This window comes from Planococcus sp. CAU13, from assembly GCF_000775575.1.
Classification (GTDB): domain Bacteria; phylum Bacillota; class Bacilli; order Bacillales_A; family Planococcaceae; genus Planococcus.
Genome location: NZ_JRGN01000192.1, coordinates 41,027 through 60,366, shown reverse-complemented (window position 1 = coordinate 60,366; position 19,340 = coordinate 41,027). Strand labels below are relative to the sequence as shown.

General features: G+C 47.0%; 20 protein-coding genes and 1 pseudogene. 19 read left to right on the top strand and 2 right to left on the bottom strand.

Features of this window, described 5'->3' with window-relative positions; translation table 11 throughout:
- Positions 1–151 precede the first annotated feature (151 nt).
- The 6 genes from KW93_RS08480 to KW93_RS08455 all read left to right on the top strand — a co-directional run bounded on the left by KW93_RS08480 (position 152) and on the right by KW93_RS08455 (position 5,788).
- Positions 152–778, top strand: coding sequence for an anthranilate synthase component II (locus tag KW93_RS08480; RefSeq protein WP_033542559.1), 627 nt, complete (start codon positions 152–154; stop codon positions 776–778).
- Positions 753–2,495 (top strand): aminodeoxychorismate synthase component I, encoded by a 1,743-nt coding sequence (gene pabB / locus KW93_RS08475; RefSeq protein WP_033542558.1) that lies wholly within the window; start codon positions 753–755, stop codon positions 2,493–2,495. Before KW93_RS08480 ends, pabB begins: the two co-directional genes overlap by 26 nt.
- A gap of 45 nt (positions 2,496–2,540) precedes the next feature.
- On the top strand, positions 2,541–3,437 hold the full coding sequence (gene gnd, locus KW93_RS08470) for a phosphogluconate dehydrogenase (NAD(+)-dependent, decarboxylating) (protein WP_033542557.1): 897 nt from the start codon (positions 2,541–2,543) through the stop codon (positions 3,435–3,437).
- A gap of 47 nt (positions 3,438–3,484) precedes the next feature.
- Positions 3,485–4,171, top strand: coding sequence for a ribose-5-phosphate isomerase RpiA (rpiA, locus tag KW93_RS08465; RefSeq protein WP_033542556.1), 687 nt, complete (start codon positions 3,485–3,487; stop codon positions 4,169–4,171).
- 97 nt (positions 4,172–4,268) lie between these two features.
- A complete protein-coding gene (locus tag KW93_RS08460) occupies positions 4,269–4,997 on the top strand; it encodes a bifunctional nitric oxide dioxygenase/dihydropteridine reductase 2 (RefSeq protein ID WP_033542555.1) in 729 nt (242 codons plus the stop codon).
- A gap of 227 nt (positions 4,998–5,224) precedes the next feature.
- A complete protein-coding gene (locus KW93_RS08455; protein ID WP_033542554.1) occupies positions 5,225–5,788 on the top strand; it encodes an NADPH-dependent FMN reductase in 564 nt (187 codons plus the stop codon).
- 105 nt (positions 5,789–5,893) lie between these two features.
- Here the strand turns inward: KW93_RS08455 and KW93_RS08450 are convergent, their stop codons facing one another.
- On the bottom strand, positions 5,894–6,256 hold the full coding sequence (locus tag KW93_RS08450; protein ID WP_033542553.1) for a GNAT family N-acetyltransferase: 363 nt from the start codon (positions 6,254–6,256) through the stop codon (positions 5,894–5,896).
- Positions 6,257–6,598: 342 nt separating this feature from the next.
- On the opposite strand from KW93_RS08450, the gene KW93_RS08445 reads away from it, so the two are divergent.
- From KW93_RS08445 to KW93_RS08425, 5 genes and pseudogenes are all read left to right on the top strand, one after another.
- The gene (locus KW93_RS08445; RefSeq protein WP_033542552.1) at positions 6,599–7,468 is read left to right on the top strand and encodes a GAF domain-containing protein; all 870 of its coding nucleotides are present in this window, start codon (positions 6,599–6,601) and stop codon (positions 7,466–7,468) included.
- Between the two features lie 156 nt (positions 7,469–7,624).
- Complete coding sequence (locus KW93_RS08440; RefSeq protein ID WP_033542551.1) at positions 7,625–8,365, top strand: SDR family NAD(P)-dependent oxidoreductase; 741 nt, start codon at positions 7,625–7,627, stop codon at positions 8,363–8,365.
- Positions 8,366–8,446: 81 nt separating this feature from the next.
- Positions 8,447–9,307 carry a fumarylacetoacetate hydrolase family protein gene (locus KW93_RS08435; RefSeq protein ID WP_033542550.1) on the top strand — a complete coding sequence of 287 codons (861 nt, stop codon included), beginning with the start codon at positions 8,447–8,449 and terminating at the stop codon, positions 9,305–9,307.
- Positions 9,308–9,338: 31 nt separating this feature from the next.
- The gene (locus tag KW93_RS08430) at positions 9,339–10,145 is read left to right on the top strand and encodes a carbon-nitrogen family hydrolase (RefSeq protein ID WP_327078715.1); all 807 of its coding nucleotides are present in this window, start codon (positions 9,339–9,341) and stop codon (positions 10,143–10,145) included.
- A 113-nt stretch (positions 10,146–10,258) separates the two neighbouring features.
- A pseudogene (locus tag KW93_RS08425) lies at positions 10,259–10,534 on the top strand (glycine betaine ABC transporter substrate-binding protein); the annotation flags it as partial.
- A 221-nt stretch (positions 10,535–10,755) separates the two neighbouring features.
- Here KW93_RS08425 and KW93_RS08420 read toward each other — a convergent pair.
- A complete protein-coding gene (locus KW93_RS08420) occupies positions 10,756–11,517 on the bottom strand; it encodes an IclR family transcriptional regulator (RefSeq protein ID WP_033542548.1) in 762 nt (253 codons plus the stop codon).
- 324 nt (positions 11,518–11,841) lie between these two features.
- Here KW93_RS08420 and kduI point away from each other — a divergent pair, with 324 nt between their 5' ends.
- The 8 genes from kduI to KW93_RS08380 are packed head-to-tail and all read left to right on the top strand — an operon-like array spanning position 11,842 to position 19,331.
- On the top strand, positions 11,842–12,672 hold the full coding sequence (gene kduI, locus KW93_RS08415) for a 5-dehydro-4-deoxy-D-glucuronate isomerase (protein ID WP_033542547.1): 831 nt from the start codon (positions 11,842–11,844) through the stop codon (positions 12,670–12,672).
- 39 nt (positions 12,673–12,711) lie between these two features.
- Positions 12,712–13,677, top strand: a complete 966-nt coding sequence (locus tag KW93_RS08410) for a C-terminal binding protein (protein ID WP_033542546.1) — start codon at positions 12,712–12,714, stop codon at positions 13,675–13,677.
- 20 nt (positions 13,678–13,697) lie between these two features.
- Positions 13,698–14,726 carry a TRAP transporter substrate-binding protein gene (locus KW93_RS08405; RefSeq protein ID WP_033542545.1) on the top strand — a complete coding sequence of 343 codons (1,029 nt, stop codon included), beginning with the start codon at positions 13,698–13,700 and terminating at the stop codon, positions 14,724–14,726.
- A gap of 16 nt (positions 14,727–14,742) precedes the next feature.
- The gene (locus KW93_RS08400) at positions 14,743–15,228 is read left to right on the top strand and encodes a TRAP transporter small permease (RefSeq protein ID WP_033542544.1); all 486 of its coding nucleotides are present in this window, start codon (positions 14,743–14,745) and stop codon (positions 15,226–15,228) included.
- A gap of 24 nt (positions 15,229–15,252) precedes the next feature.
- Positions 15,253–16,560 (top strand): TRAP transporter large permease, encoded by a 1,308-nt coding sequence (locus tag KW93_RS08395; protein WP_033542543.1) that lies wholly within the window; start codon positions 15,253–15,255, stop codon positions 16,558–16,560.
- 46 nt (positions 16,561–16,606) lie between these two features.
- The gene (locus tag KW93_RS08390) at positions 16,607–17,638 is read left to right on the top strand and encodes a zinc-dependent alcohol dehydrogenase (RefSeq protein ID WP_033542542.1); all 1,032 of its coding nucleotides are present in this window, start codon (positions 16,607–16,609) and stop codon (positions 17,636–17,638) included.
- Positions 17,631–18,386, top strand: a complete 756-nt coding sequence (kduD, locus tag KW93_RS08385; RefSeq protein ID WP_033542541.1) for a 2-dehydro-3-deoxy-D-gluconate 5-dehydrogenase KduD — start codon at positions 17,631–17,633, stop codon at positions 18,384–18,386. The genes KW93_RS08390 and kduD overlap by 8 nt, the downstream gene beginning before the upstream one ends.
- A gap of 33 nt (positions 18,387–18,419) precedes the next feature.
- A complete protein-coding gene (locus tag KW93_RS08380) occupies positions 18,420–19,331 on the top strand; it encodes a DMT family transporter (RefSeq protein ID WP_033542540.1) in 912 nt (303 codons plus the stop codon).
- Positions 19,332–19,340 lie beyond the last annotated feature (9 nt).

Here is a 19,340-nt window from a genome sequence, read left to right as displayed (position 1 = left end):
GAAGATGAAGATGAAGATTGATCTGAAACTTGAAAAAATGAAATCCTTCCTTTTGGGAGGATTTTTTGTTTGGGCCGTGCAAGATTCTATTTACCGGCTAAAACACGTATAATTAAAGAAGCTCGACATCCCATATAAAGAGGTGTGCTCGATGATCCTGATTATCGATAACCATGATTCATTCACATATAATCTTGTTCATTATTTTGAACAGCTGGACCCGGACGTGCGGGTTTTTCAAAATGCTGATATAACAGCGGCAGAAATTAGAGAGCTGGCGCCGGATCTGATTGTGCTGTCACCTGGTCCCGGCCGGCCATCAGCACAAGGTGCCACACGCGAAGTGATAAAAAAAATGAGTGCACAAGTGCCGATTCTCGGCGTATGCCTGGGTCATCAGGCAATTGTCCAATACTTTGGCGGAGCTGTTGTCAAAGGCGACCAGCCCATACACGGCAAGGTTTTTGAAATGGCTCACGATGGGGGAGGGTTGTTCGAAGGCATCCCTTCACCGACGCAGGTCACCCGCTATCATTCGCTGGCAGCTGATGCAGCGACTATGCCGGAATGTCTTGAAATCACAGCACGGACGAGCGACGGCGCAGTCATGGCCGTGCGTCACCGGGAGTTGCCGGTCACAGGCATTCAATTTCATCCGGAGTCGATTCTGACGCTCGACGGTTTTCGCATGCTAAAAAATAGTGTTGAACAGGCGAAAGCCTGGAAGCGGCACGGGAAAGGAGCGGCAGCGGATGAAAAGACCTTATCTTCTATTTGAATTCCAGAATGCACAGGGCAAAATCGAACCGCTGGCGTTCTCAGAGCCGCTCGAAATATTGCAGACCCGTGATTTGAAAGAAATTCCATCCATTATGCAGAAAATCGATGAAGCGGCGGAGCAGGGCTTATACGCCGCCGGATTCGTCTCCTATGAAGCAGCTCCTGCTTTCCATCCTGAAATGAAAGTCCGGGAAACCGGTTCCCTGCCATTGATCTGGTTCGGAGTTTTCAAAGGACCGGATGCTGAGACAGGTGAATTGGCTGAAACCGAAGAATACACAGTAGGCGGCTGGCAGCTGGCCGGCTCGCCTGAACGGTACAAAAACGGCATCGCCAGCATCAAAAACGCGATCGAAGAAGGTCATACCTATCAAGTCAATTACACTGAACGGCTGTATGCCGATTTCAGCGGCGACGACCGAGCATTTTACCGCCAGCTTGCCCGCAATCAGCAGGCAGGATACGGCGCGTATTTGAATATCGGCGAACAGAGCATCCTGTCCGCTTCGCCCGAACTTTTTTTCCGGGCAGAAGGCGGAAGGCTGAAGACAAAGCCGATGAAAGGGACTGCGCCAAGAGGGCGGACACTGGAAGAAGACAAGGTGCGCGTCGCGGAACTGCTGGCGTCTGAAAAAGAACGGGCGGAAAACCTGATGATCGTCGACTTATTGCGTAATGACATGAGCCGGCTTGCAAAAAGAGGTTCTGTCAACGTGGTGAAATTGTTCGAAGTGGAAACGTATCCTACGGTCCATCAGATGACGTCGACGATTGAGGCGGAACTTGCGCCGGAATTGAATTTGATGGACTGGTTCCGGGCTTTATTTCCTTGCGGATCGATCACCGGCGCTCCGAAAATCAGCACAATGCAGACCATCGCCGAACTGGAAAGTTCTCCGCGCGAAGTGTATTGCGGAGCGATCGGTTTTCTGACACCGGAAAAAAACGCGGTGTTCAGCGTGCCGATCCGCACAGTCGTCATCGACCAAGAAGAAGGGCGTGCGCGTTACGGCGTGGGCGGCGGAGTGACCTGGGATTCGACTTTGGAAGGTGAATTCAATGAACTCCACACGAAAGCGGAAGTGCTGACGGCACGCCGCCCGGAGTTCAGGCTGCTTGAATCGCTGAAGCTGGAAGACGGCAATTATCCGTTGCTTGCGTATCACATCGCCCGTCTCCTCGATTCCGCGGCGTATTTCAATTTTACGGCAGACGGGGAAGCGGTGGAGAGGCGGCTTCAGGGACTCGCCGACGAATTTCCGCGGGGTACATTTAAAGTGCGGCTGCTGCTGGCGAAGAACGGTGATATTACAGCCGAGGCACAGGAAACGGCGCCGATTGCTGAACCGGTCCAGTGTGCGCTTGCTGCCGAACCGGTCGACAGCGGCAACGCGTTCCTTTACCACAAAACGACGCACCGCGAAATCTACGAAAACGCGGCAAAAGGTGCTGCGCCGAACGCTTTCTCTGTTTTATTATGGAATGAAAAAGGTGAACTCACGGAATTCACAATCGGCAACCTGGTCGTGGAGAAAGAAGGCGAATTTTACACACCGCCCCTTAGCTGTGGTTTATTGGCAGGGACCTTCCGACAGCAGCTCATTGATGCGGGTAAACTAAAAGAAAAGGTCATTTTGAAAGAAGAGCTGGACAGCTTTGACGCCGTCTGGTTCATCAACAGCGTCCGCGGCTGGCTGAAAGTGGACATGGTCTGAGAGGGGAAAATGCAGGCTGAAATAAAAAGGCAGGAGGGATACATGATGAAATTGGCGATGATCGGTGTCGGCAAAATGGGTTCTAATCTGGCGTTGAATTTGATGGAGCAGGGACATGAAGTGGTCGCGCATGACGTGGACCGGGAACTGGTGGATAAAATAGCGGCTGAAGGCGCAATCGGTGCCTATTCGCTTGAAGAAACCGTGCGGCAGCTGGAAAAGCCGCGTGTTCTTTGGATGCTCGTGCCGCACGGCAAAGCGACGGAAAATGTCATTGCGGCTTTGGAGCCGCTTCTGGAAGAAGGGGATATCCTCGTCGACTGCGGCAATTCAAATTTTAAAGAAACGATCCGGACGAACGAAAGCCTGAAAGAGAAAGGCATCCGCTTCATGGACTGCGGCACGAGCGGCGGCATTTCCGGCGCACGCACAGGCATCTGCATGATGGTCGGCGGCGATCCGGACGCTTTCAAATTCATCGAACCCATCATCAAAAGCGTATCCGTCGAAAACGGCTCCTTTTACGCCGGGGAATCCGGCAGCGGCCATTTCCTGAAAATGATCCATAACGGCATCGAGTACGGTATGATGCAGGCGATGGCGGAAGGCTTTGAGATTCTTGAGAAGAGCCCCTATGACTATGACCTGGAAGGCGTGGCGAAAGTGTGGAACAACGGCTCCGTCATCCGCTCCTGGCTGATGGAGCTGGCGGAAAGCGCATTTTCGAAAGATCCGAAACTGGGCGATATCCGCGGCGTCATGCATTCATCGGGCGAAGGCAAATGGGCGGTCGAAACGGCGCTTGATCTGCAGGTGCCGGCTCCGGTCATTACACTTTCCCTTTTGACGCGCTACCGTTCCCTCGAAGAAGACACGTTCAGCGGCAAAGTCGTCGCTGCGCTGCGCAATGAATTCGGGGGGCATGACGTCGTTAAGAAATAAAACTGGCCTGCTCAAAGAACACATTTCAAACAGGGAGGGGATTCCGGATGACAGAAAATCAGGATCTCTACAAAAAAGCAGCCGCCGAAAAAGCAGTGGGATATGTAGAAGACGGCATGGTGCTTGGCCTCGGTTCGGGCTCGACCGTCTATTGGCTGCTGAAGCACCTCGGCGAACTTGCCGGACAGGGCCTTAACGTAAAAGGCATCCCGTCGTCGAGTCAGACAGCTGGCTGGGCGGAGGAATTCGGCATTCCACTGACTGATTTCTCGGAAGCCGGAATGCTCGATCTGGCGATAGACGGAGCGGATGAAATCGATCCGAATTTCCGGCTGACCAAAGGCGGCGGCGGGGCGCTCGTCCGCGAGAAGCTCCTTCTTGTAAATGCCAGACAATCCATCATCATCGCCGACGAATCGAAAATGGTCGACCGCCTCGGCCGTTTCCCGCTGCCGGTCGAAGTCCTGCAATTTGCCTGGCAGTGCACGGCTGTTAAAATTGCGGCGCTTGGTGCTGTGCCGGTTCTGCGGAAGCGGGACGGCCGGGTGTTTGTGTCAGACAACGGCAATTACATCCTGGACTGTGCTTTTGGGTCAATCGCAAATCCGGTTGAGCTGCATAACGAGATTAAACTTCTCACCGGTGTTGTCGAGACCGGCCTGTTCATCGGCCTGACGGATAAAGTGATTTTGGCCGGTTCTGAAGGGACCATGGTCATCAATAAAACAAAGTGAAAGCCAGTTTGTAAATAATCCTCTCATTTAATTGAGAATAATTATCACTTGGTGTATAGTAAGGATAATATGCACGCAAATGTGAAGGAGGATCCAAATGCAAATATACTGGACGAAGATAAATACAATCATTGAAGAAACACCTGAGGTGAAAACATTCCTGCTCGACTGCCCGGAAGGTTTTACATGGGAGGAAGGTTCCCACCTTCACCTGGCGCTCAGAGGATTCAACGAAGGCGAAAAGCCGAACCGCAGCCTGATCCGCCACATGTCCATTTCCACTTTGCCGAACGAGAATTCAATCGGCATTACGACCCGCATAAAAGAGCAGTGCTCTGAGTTCAAAACGATTCTGCGGGAGCTTGGCGTCGGCGGGGAAGTGGCGATTTTCAAAACGCATTCCAACGTACCGCTGAAAAGACTGGACAAAAAAGTTTACCTGCTGTCATCTGGTGTCGGCCTGGCGACGTTCAGACCGCTTGTGCTGGATTATTTCGAGCGCGCCGATAACGTCAAAGGAATCCATTCTTTGAACATCGATTCAACAAAAGATTTCCTCTTCACTTCGATTTTCGAATCTGCATCTGATAAAAATTTCACTTCGCAGTTTGTCGGCAACCGCAAAGACTATTACGAAGAAATGAAAAACCTGGCGGCAGACAAAGAAGGGCTTTTCTATGTCGTCGGGAGCGATGAGTTCCTTACGCAAAATATCACCATCCTGCGTGAACAGGGCATTGAGCCTGAGCAGATCATGCTCGATAAGCATGAAGGGAAGCGTTCCGAATTTTTGGCTGTCGATCAGCCGGCTGTCCCTTCTGTTTAAATGAAAGAGAACGTCCACAAAGTGCCTGCGCACTTAACGGACGTTCTTTTTTTTATTTATATAGAAGAAACTGCAGGATAAAATAATGGAACAGGATGCAAAAACTTCATGGAATAGAATATTCAGTCTTTTCATTTGTAATTCCCACCTTTTTTTCCTATGATGAATATGCATCACGATATGAAAGCCCTGAGATTGCATATTACAATGGAGGAGGCATCATTTTCATGACGAAAATTGGTATCATTGCAGGAAGCACGCGCCCGGGACGCAACAGCATCCAGGTTGCGGAGTGGGTGAAAAGCATTGCGGACAAGCGCGGAGACGCGGAATACGAAATTGTGGATCTGAAGGAATTCAATCTGCCGATGTATGCGGAGCCGATTTCTGCGGCGTACAGCCAGGATTATCAGACGCCGGAAGCCATTCCGTGGTCCCGGAAAGTTGCGGAACTGGATGGCTACGTCTTTATCTGCCCGGAATACAACCATGGCGTGACGTCGGCATTGAAAAATGCCATCGATTACCTTTATGTGGAATGGAATAATAAAGCGGCGGGCATCGTCAGCTACGGTTCATCCGGCGGTGTGCGGGCAGCGGAATCGTTGCGCATCATCATGGCCGAACTGCAGGTGGCCACCGTCCGGGCGCATCCGGCGATGTCGCTGTTTACGGATTTTGAGAACATGAGCGAGTTCAAGCCGGCGGAAGTCCACGAAGGTTCGGTCACAACCATGCTCGATCAGGTAAACGCCTGGACCAATGCGCTGCAGCCGCTGCGCAATCAATAAAATACGTACTTTTTGAGAAGAGGCAACGGGAAGTTCCGCTGTCTCTTTTTCGAATTGGAGAAATGGACGTTTTAACCCCGCCAGCTGAGCTGGCGGGGTTATTAGTTAAATCGTATGCTGCTTTTCCCAGCATTTCGCAAGAAAATCCTTCGTCTCGGAAGTCGTGGACAAAGCGAGCGGCTCGTGAAAATCCTGCACTTTCTCCACCATGAAATGGCCCACGCCTTCGTTTCGGAAAGAGGGATCGACACAGATGTGGTGGACATTGAACGTATGGTCATCCAATTCGATGCCGATTACCCCGATGCAGTCATCGTCGCGTTTGCACAAATACAATTGCCAGCCCGGGTCATTGGCGTAACGCTCCATCGTCTTTTTAAGGACGACCAAATTTTGTTCACGGGGCATAAAGGACAATAAACCCATGGCGATTTTTTCATTAGCTTTCTTGTACCTGGTCAGAACCATCGGCTTTCCCTCCTTTATTGTATGAAGCGGCCAATAAAAAAACGCCGAAAAGAGGCTGTCCTCTTTTCGGCGTTATTTCCAGCTCTATTGTCTGGTATACACGGCCAAATTATGTCTATTCATAAATGAAATAATGCTTGAGTTGTAATCAGCTTACTCCTTACATAATAAGGCAATAAACAGACAATTTCAATCCAAAGCTACTATTTATTTTATATAGAAGGAATTTAGGAGATTAGAATCAGTAAAATAGGGTATTAATAGTGCGTTGCCTAAAAAATATTGCCAGGCAAAAGTGCAGCAAACAATCAGTGCCTGCACTCCTGAAAGAGGAGGAATACGATGGAATACCCGAATGCGGGTCCGTCCCGGCAATTTATGAATTTTAATGAAGCTGCCAACCAGGTATTGAAAATGCTCAGTGGCCAAATGGATATCAATACCCTGTTCATCGCAGAAAATGATGGAGTGACCAATACAATCACGCAAGCGTTCAACAGGAACGAAGAGCTCGTGGCTGCAGGCTACGAAGCGCCTCTGGAACAGACTTTTTGCGGCCTGGCGATCCGGCATGGAGGGGAAGCGCTTAAGATTGCGGATATTTCAGCGGATGAAGGGGCTTCCCAGCTGGAAATCGCTTCGCAGTTCGATAACGGCTCTTTCATAGGAATTCCGATTTACTATGAAGACGGAAAAGTGTATGGCACCATATGCGGTTTGGATAGACATCCGTTTACCTTCACGCCGGAACATCAGGAAATGTTTATGATGATGTCGTCGCTGCTGACATATATCCTTGAACTCGAAACGGCAAAAAAAGAAATTCAAAAGCTATCTTCACCGCTTGTCCCGCTGGCAAACGACATTTCCATCCTGCCGATCATCGGCCATATCACTTTGAAACGCGCCATGCAGATGGTTGAAGATGTTGTCAAAAAAGCTGGCAACAACCTCGATTGCCTGATCATCGATTTTTCCGGGATCACGGAAATTGATCCCCGGATTGAACAGCCCCTGCTGGACATGGTGACAAGCTTAAAGATCATGGGTATCAAGCCGGTCATAACAGGCATCACTCCTTCCATTGCGCTGAATGTTCCACATTTCGCCCATTCGCTGAAAGGCGAACAGAAGGAAGCAACGCTCAAGATCGCCATCGAGAAAATGGGGTTCACGATGAAAGAGAAGGATAAAGCGTTCATCTGGAACTGAAAACGATAAGAAATAAAACACATCCCGCAGGAGTCGTCTGAGAAAATGGCCGCCTGCGGGATTTTGCATAGTTTATGAAGCGAGGTTTTTAGTTTTAATTAGTAAAAAATTCAGATAATATAAGAGGTGCAACTCATTAAAAAGGAGGACACGCACATGGATTTAGCAGGAAAAGTGGCAGTGGTGACAGGCGGCGCTTCAGGAATCGGACTCGCCGCGGCAAAAGCCTATCTGGCGAAAGGCACAAAAGTCGTAGTCGCCGACTTCAATGAAGAAGGCGGCAGACAGGCAGTGGAAGATCTGAAAAGCAGCGGAGAAGTGGATTTCTTCCAAGTCGACGTTTCAAATGAGGAAGCGGTCGAAAACATGATCAGGTTTGCTGTCGATACATTCGGCACCATCGACATCCTGGTCAGCAACGCCGGCGTCGGTGCTCTCAGCGAAACGCATGAACTGAGCTACGAAGACTACCACAAAGTCATTGCAGTCAATCAGGACAGCGTATTCTTCGGAGCCAAACACGCCATCCGCCACATGATGAACAACGGCGGCGGAGTCATCATCAATACCGCATCCATCCTCGGCAGTGTGGGTGAAGCTGGTGCGTTCGCGTACAACGCTTCCAAAGGCGCCGTCAATCTGATGACGAAATCACTCGCTCTCCAATACGCCAACAAGAATATCCGTGTCAACGCGGTGGCGCCGGGCTACGTGGAATCCGGCATGGTCAACCGCGATGCGCTCGGACCTGAATTCTATGACCAGCTCGTAAACAAGCACCCGATCGGCCGTCTCGGCAGACCGGAAGAAATCGCCCACGCCATCATTTTCCTGAGCGAAAATGATTTCATGACCGGCACGACGATTCTGGTCGACGGCGGGTATACGGCGCAGTAAACCATGTAAGGGAAATCGCTGCCCCAGTAGCGGGGTGGCGGTTTTGTTTGATAAACTAATGTTACGGAAGGGTCGATACATATGCGTTTGGCAACCATCAAAATTCATGGCAATGAAACTGCGGCAGTCGTTACTGCTGCAGGTGGACTACCAATAGAGGCAATCAATAAAGAATTCAACCAGGACTGGCCGACAAATCTTTTCGATTTGCTGCCGCTTGAGCAGTTGGAGCCGTTTAAAGAGTGGTTCGGCGGACAGGATGCACTGGCGCTGAATAAACTGGCAGTCGAAAACGTCGAATACGGTCCGCTTTACCGTCATCCCCGTAAAATATGGGGAATCGGCCTGAACTACGTCGAGCACGCTGCGGATCTCAGCGAAGTCTCGCCGAATACCGAGCCGGCAAGTTTCATGAAACCCGACACGACAATCATTGGGCCGGGTGATACCATCAACGTGCCGCTGCAATCCGACCGCACAACGGCGGAATCGGAGCTCGGCATCGTCATCGGAAAAGTATGCAAAGACGTCGAAGAAGAAGACGCCCTCAGTGTCATCGCAGGCTACACAACCGTCATCGACATGACAGCGGAAGACATTCTGCAGAAAAATCCGCGCTACCTGACACGCGCCAAAAGCTTTGACACCTTCTTCAGCTTTGGCCCGCAATTGGTCACGGCGGACGAAGTGGAAGACGTGCTCGGGTTGAAAGTGGCGACCGTCATCAACGGCGAAATCCACCGCGACAACCTTGTATCGAATATGACGTTCCAGCCGCAGCACCTGATTTCATTTCATTCCAAAGTCATGACGCTGCTGCCGGGGGATATCATTTCGACTGGAACACCGGGAGCTGTCGTCATTCGCGACGGCGACGTGGTGGAATGCCGCATCGATGGGTTCGAGACGCTGGTGAATCCGGTGAGGGATTTGAAGGTATAATAAAGATAGAAGCTATAAATTATTGAAAGAAGTGATTGGGATGAAATATTCGGTTTTTCAAATGGATATCATAGCGGGCAACCCCGATGCGAACCGGCTGAAGGTGAGTCAGTGGCTGAAGGCTGAAATGCGGGAAAACAATCCGGATATTGTCGTGCTGCCTGAAATGTGGACCACTGCCTATACTCTGGATGCGCTGGAACAGGTGGCCGATACAGGCGGCGCCGAGACAAAAAGCTTTTTGAAAGAGCTGGCGCTGAAATACCAGGTCAATATCATCGGGGGGTCCGTCGCCAATAAAAAAGACGGCAAGTTCTATAATTCATCTTTCGTCTTTTCGCGGAGCGGGGAACTGGTTTATGAATACGATAAAGTCCATCTGGTGCCGATGCTGAACGAACATGATTTTCTGACAGGCGGAGAAAAGGTGCCGGAAGTATTTGAACTGGAAGGCATCAAAATGGGCCTGATCATCTGCTACGACCTCAGGTTCCCGGAAATTATCCGGAGTATGGCGCTGGACGGAGCCCAGGTTCTGCATGTGGTCGCCGAATGGCCGGCAGCAAGAACCACACATTGGAAAATACTGCAGACAGCGCGGGCCATCGAAAACCAGATGTATGTGGTCTCCGCAAACAGAGTGGGGGAATATGACGGAGTAGCCTTTGCGGGAGCTTCAATGGCCATTGATCCGTGGGGAGACGTATTATACGAAGCGGGCATTGAAGACGAAGAAACAATATCAATTGCACTCGATCTCGAAAAAGTGAATACAGTAAGGGAAGAGGTGCCGATTTTCATGAGCCGGGTGCCGCATTTGTATAAGAAGGAAATATAAATGGTATTTTGAATATGGATAATAAAAACAGCGCAGCTCCGGAATAAATCCGTCGGAGCTGTGCTTTTTAATGTAGAAAATGCCAATGAAACCACCGGCAAAAACAAAATATTGAAGCCACTTCGACGACTGTAGTCGGCCAAGTGCTTGAAACGCAAGGATTTAACGTCATGTTGACGCCGCTTGATAATGCAGTGATGTGGTCAGCAGTGGCTGAAGGCCAGGCGGACGCAATGGTTGCTGCATGGCTGCCGGGAACTCACTCATCACAGTTTGAAACATGCGGCGATGACATGGTGAACCCGGGTGAAATCCTAGAAGGCGCCAAAATCGGATTTGTTGTGCCGGCTTATATGGACATCGATTCGATTGAAGATTTGTTGCCGGAAGAATAAGGAAATAAAAAAGAACCGAATCCCGGAGAGATTTTTCTCTCCGGGTTCGGTTTTTTTGTTTGCAGATTGTCTTTAAAAGAGAGATTACCATAGCCAATCAATTATTCACGAAGAAATGCAATAGAGAGCTTGAATAATTTTACAATAAAAAATTCGGAAGAAACCTCATGTGAAGTTTCTTCTTTTTAACTGATTGTCACTGCATTTTCTTTAAATTACTTGCTGTAACCCAATTGCCGTGAAATCTTCATGGAGGTATCTTTTACCTTTGATACCAGTTCGTTATTGACCCGCTCCATTGTCATTCGTGTAGTGGGACCTGAGATACTGAAGCTTGCGATTACTTTTCCTTGGGAATCAAAAATTGGAGCAGCAATACAGCGAATACCTTCTTCATTTTCAATGTCATCCAGTCCGTAACCCTTCTCTCTGATTGCCCCTACTACTTGTTCTAATTGCTCCTTGTTCAAAATAGTGTTTGGGGTTTTGCGGACAAACTCAATACTTTCAGCAATACGCTGATAATCTTCCGGTTTTTTACCGGACAGCAGCACTTTCCCTACACCTGTACAATACATCGGTGCACGGCTGCCTACTCTTGAGAACATCCGGATCGTCTGGTTGCTTTCAATTTTATCCACGTACATAACTTCGCCCATATCTTCGATGCAAAGGTGGATGGTTTCATTGACCTCTTCAGATAACGCTTCCAAAAATGGTTTTGCTACAGGAATGATGTCAATATTGTTTATCAAATTTCGGGATAAAGAGATGATACGGTAACTTAGCTTGTATTTTTCTGACTCCATATCTTTATAAACGTAATTTAAGTTGATAAGCGTAGCCAAAAGCCTGTGGACTGTGCTTTTTGATAAACCTACTTTTTCGGACAGACGGGTAATTTGAATTCCCTCAGGATATTCAGATAATACATCTAAAAGCTTAAAAGCCCTCTCTATAGACTGTACATTTGACATAACTTGCTTTTGCCCCCTTGGTAATCATCTTATATATATATTACTTGAATGTATCTATTTATCATAAGGAGATTCTTATGTAATGTAAACTCAACTTTTGATTAATAGGCAAAACTGTTAAATAATTTCAAAAATCTTGTTGAAATTATTTTGATACCCTGTATAATTAAAAAAGTGGAACGGTGTTCTGCTATGTGGAACAATAATATCATATTTTTTAATAAGGACCAATATGCTTAAGCGGAATTATTTTTTTGTATTTGATGAAAGCGCTTTATAAATGTTTCGCTTATGAATTTCAAACCCATTTGGAGGAGAGATAACGTGAAAGTACTTTATGCACATCATCCAGAAGATTTTAAGAAATACGGAACTGAAAAAATCAGAGAAGAATTCATGATGGAGACTGTTTTCAGTCCTGATCAGGTAGAGCTTACATACAGCCACGTTGACCGGATAATCTATGGCGGTGCAATGCCGGTCGGGCAAGCTTTAACTCTTGATGCCGGAAAAGAACTGGCAGCTGAATACTTCCTGGAACGCAGAGAAATGGGCGTCATCAATATCGGAGGTCCAGGAAGAATTACGTTAGATCAGGAAGTATACACTCTTGGCACAAAAGACGGAATTTATATTGGACGCGGGACAAAAGATATTTCATTTGAATCTGAAGATGCTGCCAACCCTGCGAAATTCTACATCAACTCCTGTCCTGCCCATAAAAAGCTGCCTACCGTAAAAGTAGGTTTGGACCAGGCGATCAAACGTCCGTTGGGACAGGATTCATCCATGAACAAACGCACAATCCATCAACTGATTCATCCTGATGTTTTGGAATCCTGCCAGTTGAGCATGGGAGTTACCGTTCTCGAAGAAGGAAGTGGCTGGAATACAATGCCTAGCCATACACATGAAAGAAGAATGGAAGTTTATTTCTATTTCGATATGGAAGAAGACACAAGAGTCTTTCATTTGATGGGGCAGCCTGATGAAACCCGCCATATAGTTGTGAAAAATGAACAGGCAGTCCTTTCTCCGAGCTGGTCAATTCACTCAGGGGCGGGAACGAGCAACTATACGTTCATCTGGGGAATGTGCGGAGAAAATCAGGACTTTGATGATATGGACCATGTCCCGATGAAAGATCTGCGCTAATTATTTTTCAGCAGTGAGCAATTGGAAAGGGGTCAGTGAATGAATAATTTTCAAGTGGTGATTACTGACTGTGACCATGAAAATATTGACATTGAAAATAATATTTTTGAGCAGTCTCAAATCACTTATTCATTGCAGAATTGCAAGACTGAACAAGACGTGATTGAAAACGGCAAGGGTGCTGCCGTTTTCCTGAATCAATATGCACCGATCACCGACAAAGTTATGGAGCAATTGCCCGAGTTGAAGCTGGTCATCCGCTACGGTGTCGGAGTTAACAATATCGACATGGAAGCAGCTACTAAGCACGGTGTCCAAGTATGCAATGTGCCGGATTACGGAATGCATGAAGTAGCTGATCATGCATTGGCCTTAATGTTAGCGCTTACGCGAAAAATCACGGTAATGAATGAACAAGTAAAAAATGGCGGCTGGAACTACCAGCTTTCGATACCGGTTTTCAGGCACAGCGAACAAACTGTAGGAATCATCGGTTTAGGAAGAATCGGTACAGCATTCGCCCATAAAGTGCATGCTCTTGGCTGCAAGGTCGTTGCTTATGACCTTAACAGAAGCGAAAGCAGGAAGAAAAACACACCGGATTTTGTTGAAATGATCGACTTTGAATCGCTGTTGGCAATTTCGGATGTGATCTCGATCCATTGTCCATTGGAAACAGCAAAAAATCTGATAGATGCCGCGGCAATGGAAAAGATGAAATCCACCGCCTATCTGATTAATGTGTCAAGAGGCGGAATCATAAACGAAGCAGATTTGCACCAATTTTTGAAAGATAAAAGAATTGCTGGCGCTGCATTGGATGTGTTCCAAGAGGAACCGGTGGGGAATGACTCTCCTTTACTGGAACATGCCAACTTTTTATGCACACCGCATATGGCCTGGTATTCCGAGCAGTCTGCTCAAGAGTTGAAAAGAAAAGTTGCGGAAGAAGCAGTGCGCTTCATAGCAAATGAACAAGTGAAATATCCAGTAAACCAATTATGAAATCAAAGGGGACGGAAAAAATGAAAAAACAATACAAAAATTTAGCTCTTGTTACTGCATTTGCATCGATGTCATTGTTAGCGGCTTGTGGGGATTCTTCAAATGCCGATGGTTCGGGTGAGGGCAGCGAAGTAAAAACTCAGGTGCTGAAAGTGGCTTTTAACCAGCCTGATACTCATCCGCAATACAAAGCGATGGAAGAATTCGGTGAAGTTCTGAAAGAGAAAACAGACGGAGCTTATGAAATCGATCTTTATCCGAACGAATTGCTTGGTGCTCAGCGCGAAACGATCGAGCTTGTTCAATCCGGAACAATCGGCATGTCCATCGTAGCAGGCAGCTTATTGGAAGGGTTCAATGAAGATTTCTCTGTATTCAACCTTCCTTACGTATTCGATTCAAAAGAACATCAAATGAATGTATTAAATGACAAGGAAATTGTCGGGGATCTTTACACTTCTCTGGAAGATCAGGGAGTGACTGTTCTGGGAGCATTCCACGGCGGAATCAGAAATGTATACAACAAGACGAAGCCTATTGAAACACCGGAAGATTTAAAAGGAATGAAAATCCGTGTAATCGAAAGTGATACGAACCTTCAGATGATGAGCTATATGGGTGGAGTAGGTACTCCGCTTGGTCAGGGTGAGGTATACACAGCTATCCAGTCCGGCGTATTGGACGGCGGAGAAAACAATGAATTGATCTTTTCGAATTTGAAGCATGTTGAAATTTCACCATATTATTCATACACCAACCATTTGATGCTTCCGGATTACCTGATTTTGAACACAGATATTCTGGAAGGAATGTCTGATGAGCACAAAACAATTTTCGAAGAAGAATTGGCTGCGGCAATCGATCTTGAAGTGGAACTTTGGGATGCAGATACTGAAGCTGCAATCAAAGCTGCTGAAGAAGCTGGCGCACAATTCAATGAAGTAGATATTGATATTTTCCGCGAAGCGGTTCAGCCGCTGATTGATGAAAAACTTACATCTGAAAGTGCCAAAGCCTTGTATGATAAAGTCCGCAGTGCAGCTGAATAAGTAATGGAGTGATAGTGTGAGCTACTTAAAAAAAGGGTTGGATAAAGTTTTAGGAGCAATGTGTATATTTTTATTCGCCTTCCTGGTTTTATTGGTAACCTGGCAAGTGATCACTCGGTTCGTTTTTAACGATCCGAGTGTATTTTCTGAAGAGCTTGCCAAGTATTGTTTTGTTTGGCTGGTATTATTCGGTTCGGCCTATGTGTTCGGAGAAAACGGGCATATGTCCATTGAATTTATCAGGGATAAATTTCCCCAGAAACTCAAAATGGGCGTGGAAGTCTTTATAGAATTAGTGGTCATCGCTTTTGCAGCAGCGGTCCTTGTAAAAGGCGGATACACTGTTACTGCACTTGCCTGGACACAATTGTCTGCATCATTGCAAATCCCTGTAGGCTATTTATATGCGGCAATGCCGATTAGTGGAATTTGTATCATTTTCTATTGTGCGTATAATATCTTTTTGATTTTTCAGAAGAAAAAACCTTTAGAGGAAATTTGATTTTAGGTTAGGGGGTTATGTCAAATGGATGTTGCTATTCAGGCCGCACTGATATTGTTTATCGGTGTAGCTTTTCTTTTGATTATAGGAGCACCAATCAGCATTAGTGTGGGTGTGGCATCAGCACTGGCCATGTTCACTTTGCTGGATATGGAAAATGGCTTATTAACATCAGCCCAAAGAATGTTTACCGGGATGAATTCCTTTACCTTACTGGCCATCCCCTTTTTCATTTTGGCAGGAGTCATCATGAATAATGGAGGAATCGCCATAAGGCTGGTGAATTGCGCCAAGGTCTTGAGCGGAAGAATGCCGGGATCGCTGGCCCATACCAACGTGCTGGCAAACATGCTTTTCGGATCCATCAGTGGATCGGGAGTTGCAGCAGCAGCAGCCGTCGGAAGCACGATGGCGCCTCTTCAGGAAAAAGAAGGATATAACCGTGAATTCAGTGCAGCGGTGAATATTGCATCGGCACCTGCCGGTATGCTTATTCCACCAAGCAACACGTTGATCGTCTATTCGCTGGTCAGTGGAGGAACTTCCATATCTGCATTATTCATGGCCGGATATGTACCGGGGATCTTATGGGGAATTGCATGTATGGTAATAGCTTTCTTCTATGCCAGAAAAGCCGGTTACAGAAGTGAAGCCCGCGTGCCATTAAAAGTTGCTCTGCTTGTTTTTCTGGAAGCCATTCCGAGTCTGCTGCTGATTGTCATCGTCATCGGAGGAATCGTTGGCGGTGTGTTTACAGCGACCGAAGGCTCAGCAATTGCAGTAGTCTATTCATTGATGCTCGCTTTCATATACCGGGCAATAAAGATTAAAGATCTGCCAAGAATATTACTCGAATCCGCAAAAACCACTTCTATTGTCATCTTTCTGATTGGTGTTTCTTCTATTATGTCATGGGTTATGTCCTTCACCAATATACCTGGCATCATTGCAGACTTGTTACTCAGCATCACAGACAATATGATTCTGATTTTATTGATCATGAATCTGGTGTTATTGATCATTGGGACGTTCATGGACCCCACTCCGGCAGTTTTGATATTTACACCAATTTTCCTGCCGATTGCACTTAGTTTCGGAATCGATCCAGTCCATTTCGGTATCATAATCGTATTCAACCTCAGCATCGGAACAATAACTCCGCCGGTAGGGCCAGTCCTGTTCGTGGGTGCCAAAGTGGCCAATCTGCGCATCGAAAGTGTTGTCCGGCCGTTGATCCCGTTTTTTGTCGCGACAATCGTGGTGCTGATGGTCGTTACATACGTACCGGAACTGTCACTTAAACTGCCTGAATTGCTTGGCTTAGTAAAATAATCCATCTAAAGAAACAATATGACTATACGAATCAGGATGTGAAACGATGAGAACGATTGTCTATGAAGGACCGCAAACAGTTTCATTAAAAGACAAAGAAATACCCGAACTGACGGAAGGATGGGCGTTGATCAAATCGTCCCATGCCGGAATCTGCGGAAGTGATTTGAATATCTATTCAGGCGCGCATCCCAGAGCACAAGCTTCTTTGGTGCTCGGGCATGAGTTTTCCGGAACCATGGTAAAAGGCCATCCTTCCATTAAAGAAGGCACGCCTGTCACAGTAAATCCATTATTGAAATGCGGAAATTGTGCTCCTTGCCGGGATGGCCAGAGCCATGTCTGTGAAAAATTGAAACTGATCGGCATCGATTGTGACGGTGGAATGGCCGATTTTGTGACGGTACCGGCTGAAAATGTAGTTGCATTGCCAGAGGGCATGCCGTTAGCTTCAGGTGCATTGGTTGAGCCGGTGGCAGTCGCTGTCCATGCGGCCAGACAAGGGAATTACACACCGGGAGACAATGCCGTCGTGTTTGGAGCAGGAACAATCGGATTCTGCGTCGGTTTGGTGCTGAAAAGCTACGGAGCTTCCAACGTAACAATTGTAGAGACCAACGAACTGCGCCTGAAAAAAGCGGAAGAATTGGGTTTCTCAACGATCAATCCATTAAAAGAAGATGTGAAAGCCAAAGTTTTGGAAAACACAGGCGGCGTCGGTGCAGATTTCGTATTTGACTGTGCGGGGCACCCCTCGGTACTGGCTCATGTAATGGACGCAGTTAAAGTACGGGGAACGATTGTCATGGTTGCTGCCTATAAAAAACCGGCTGAACTTGATTTGCTGAAAGGCATGTTTAAAGAGCTGTCCATGAATTTCATCCGTGTCTATACAGAAAAAGATTTTACGCTGGCTGTTGACCTGCTGGCGGAAAATAAGCTGTTCAATGAAATAATCACGCATGTTTTGCCGGCAGAGGAAGTGCAGCAAGGTTTTGATCTGCTGACCCAAAAGTCGGATGCCGTCAAGGTTATGTATGAGTTCCATTCGACAGGAAGTGGTTCTTCCAATGAATAAATTATTCGATTTAACCGGCAAAGTAGCCGTAGTCACAGGCGGGAACAGAGGCCTCGGGAAAGAAATGGCTTTGGGGCTCGCAAGCGCAGGAGCGGATGTTGTAGTTATTGCAAGGAAAATAGAAAAACAGGTTATCGAGGATATCGAAAAGCATGGGGTCAAAGCACTGGCCGTTGAATTCGATCTGGTCGACTTTCACTTATACGACGAACTGCTGCAGCAGATCATAGCCGCGATGGGCAAAGTCGATATTTTAGTGAATAACGCAGGTGTCCAAAAAAGGCATAACGCAGAAGAATTTCCCAAAGACGATTGGGATTTCGTGATGGATGTAAATGCAAACGCTCCTTTTTTCTTCTGTCAGACTTTTGGAAAGCACATGCTTGATAAAGGATATGGAAAAATCATCAATCTTGCCTCCTTATTGTCATTTCAAGGGGGATTGCGTGTTCCGGCATATGCGGCAAGCAAAGGTGCGGTTATGCAATTTACAAAAGCCCTGTCCAATGAATGGGCAAGCCGCGGTGTAAACGTAAATGCTGTTGCACCGGGGTACATGAACACAGAAATGAATACAGCTCTGCTGGCTGACGAAACAAGAAACCGGCAGATCCTTGATCGCATTCCCGCAGGACGATGGGGACAGGCAACAGATATGCAGGGAGCTGTTATCTTCCTGGCCTCGCCGGCAGCTGATTACGTCCATGGCATCACAATTCCAGTGGACGGAGGCTGGCTTGGAAGGTAAAAGCTGCAGGAAGCCGTTAAAAAGAGGGATTAGATGAGTCATTTTAGATTATATCTGCTCCTTGTAGCAGTCATGTTTGCCTGGGGGATGAATCTTCCGGCATTGAAATACTTAACAGCTCAAATGGGTCCCATCACGATGACATCATTGCGCATTTTTATCGCCGGAATCACAGTTTTCATCATTTTATATTTTGCCAAACTGATCAGAATGCCTACCAGAAAAGAATGGATGTATATCTTCGGTGGATCCATGCTGAATGTTGTTATCCACCATTACTTCATTTCCGTAGGACTAACAATGACTTCCGGTACAAATGCCGGGTTGATCCTGGGAACAGGGCCCATCATGACGGCGGTTTTCGGCTTGCTGTTATTGCGGCTTAAACCGACGCTTCTGCAATGGACAGGCTTTGTCCTTGGCTTATTCGGCGTATCTGCAACAGTTGTTGTAGGAAGCAGTGGAGTAAGTTCAGTGTCATTGGGCGATATTTATATATTCCTATCTATCTTAGGCCAAGTTTTGAGCTTTTTGCTCATCAGCAAAGCAGCGGCAACTTTGGACCCGCGCTTACTGACCGGTTATATGTTCATCATCGGCTCAGCTGGATTATTTCTTATCGGCCTTTACCAGGAACCGGCGGAATGGCAGGTTTTCAGGGAAATGGATGCGACATTCTGGATTCTGATCATTTGCTCCGGCATGATTGCGACAGCAATCGGACATATGATGTATAACTATTCGGTAGGTAAAGTAGGGCCGGCGAAAGCAGCGATATTCATCAACTTAAATACTCTTTTCGGAATTTTGGGTTCAGCTTTCTTCTTAGGGGAGATCCTTACTGTCTTTCATCTGATCGGACTTGTCTTTGTAGTGGCAGGGGTAATCTTAGGTTCCGGAGCCGCAGAAGATCTATGGAAAAAAAGAAAGCTGGAACGAAACTAAAATATATTA

Excerpts from the sequence above, each read along its gene's own strand:
- KW93_RS08480 (WP_033542559.1), top strand. The coding sequence starts at position 152 with ATGATCCTGATTATCGATAACCATGATTCATTCACATATAATCTTGTT.
- pabB (WP_033542558.1), top strand. The coding sequence starts at position 753 with ATGAAAAGACCTTATCTTCTATTTGAATTCCAGAATGCACAGGGCAAA.
- gnd (WP_033542557.1), top strand. The coding sequence starts at position 2,541 with ATGAAATTGGCGATGATCGGTGTCGGCAAAATGGGTTCTAATCTGGCG.
- rpiA (WP_033542556.1), top strand. The coding sequence starts at position 3,485 with ATGACAGAAAATCAGGATCTCTACAAAAAAGCAGCCGCCGAAAAAGCA.
- KW93_RS08460 (WP_033542555.1), top strand. The coding sequence starts at position 4,269 with ATGCAAATATACTGGACGAAGATAAATACAATCATTGAAGAAACACCT.
- KW93_RS08455 (WP_033542554.1), top strand. The coding sequence starts at position 5,225 with ATGACGAAAATTGGTATCATTGCAGGAAGCACGCGCCCGGGACGCAAC.
- KW93_RS08450 (WP_033542553.1), bottom strand. The coding sequence starts at position 6,256 with ATGGTTCTGACCAGGTACAAGAAAGCTAATGAAAAAATCGCCATGGGT.
- KW93_RS08445 (WP_033542552.1), top strand. The coding sequence starts at position 6,599 with ATGGAATACCCGAATGCGGGTCCGTCCCGGCAATTTATGAATTTTAAT.
- KW93_RS08440 (WP_033542551.1), top strand. The coding sequence starts at position 7,625 with ATGGATTTAGCAGGAAAAGTGGCAGTGGTGACAGGCGGCGCTTCAGGA.
- KW93_RS08435 (WP_033542550.1), top strand. The coding sequence starts at position 8,447 with ATGCGTTTGGCAACCATCAAAATTCATGGCAATGAAACTGCGGCAGTC.
- KW93_RS08420 (WP_033542548.1), bottom strand. The coding sequence starts at position 11,517 with ATGTCAAATGTACAGTCTATAGAGAGGGCTTTTAAGCTTTTAGATGTA.
- KW93_RS08410 (WP_033542546.1), top strand. The coding sequence starts at position 12,712 with ATGAATAATTTTCAAGTGGTGATTACTGACTGTGACCATGAAAATATT.
- KW93_RS08405 (WP_033542545.1), top strand. The coding sequence starts at position 13,698 with ATGAAAAAACAATACAAAAATTTAGCTCTTGTTACTGCATTTGCATCG.
- KW93_RS08395 (WP_033542543.1), top strand. The coding sequence starts at position 15,253 with ATGGATGTTGCTATTCAGGCCGCACTGATATTGTTTATCGGTGTAGCT.
- KW93_RS08390 (WP_033542542.1), top strand. The coding sequence starts at position 16,607 with ATGAGAACGATTGTCTATGAAGGACCGCAAACAGTTTCATTAAAAGAC.
- kduD (WP_033542541.1), top strand. The coding sequence starts at position 17,631 with ATGAATAAATTATTCGATTTAACCGGCAAAGTAGCCGTAGTCACAGGC.
- KW93_RS08380 (WP_033542540.1), top strand. The coding sequence starts at position 18,420 with ATGAGTCATTTTAGATTATATCTGCTCCTTGTAGCAGTCATGTTTGCC.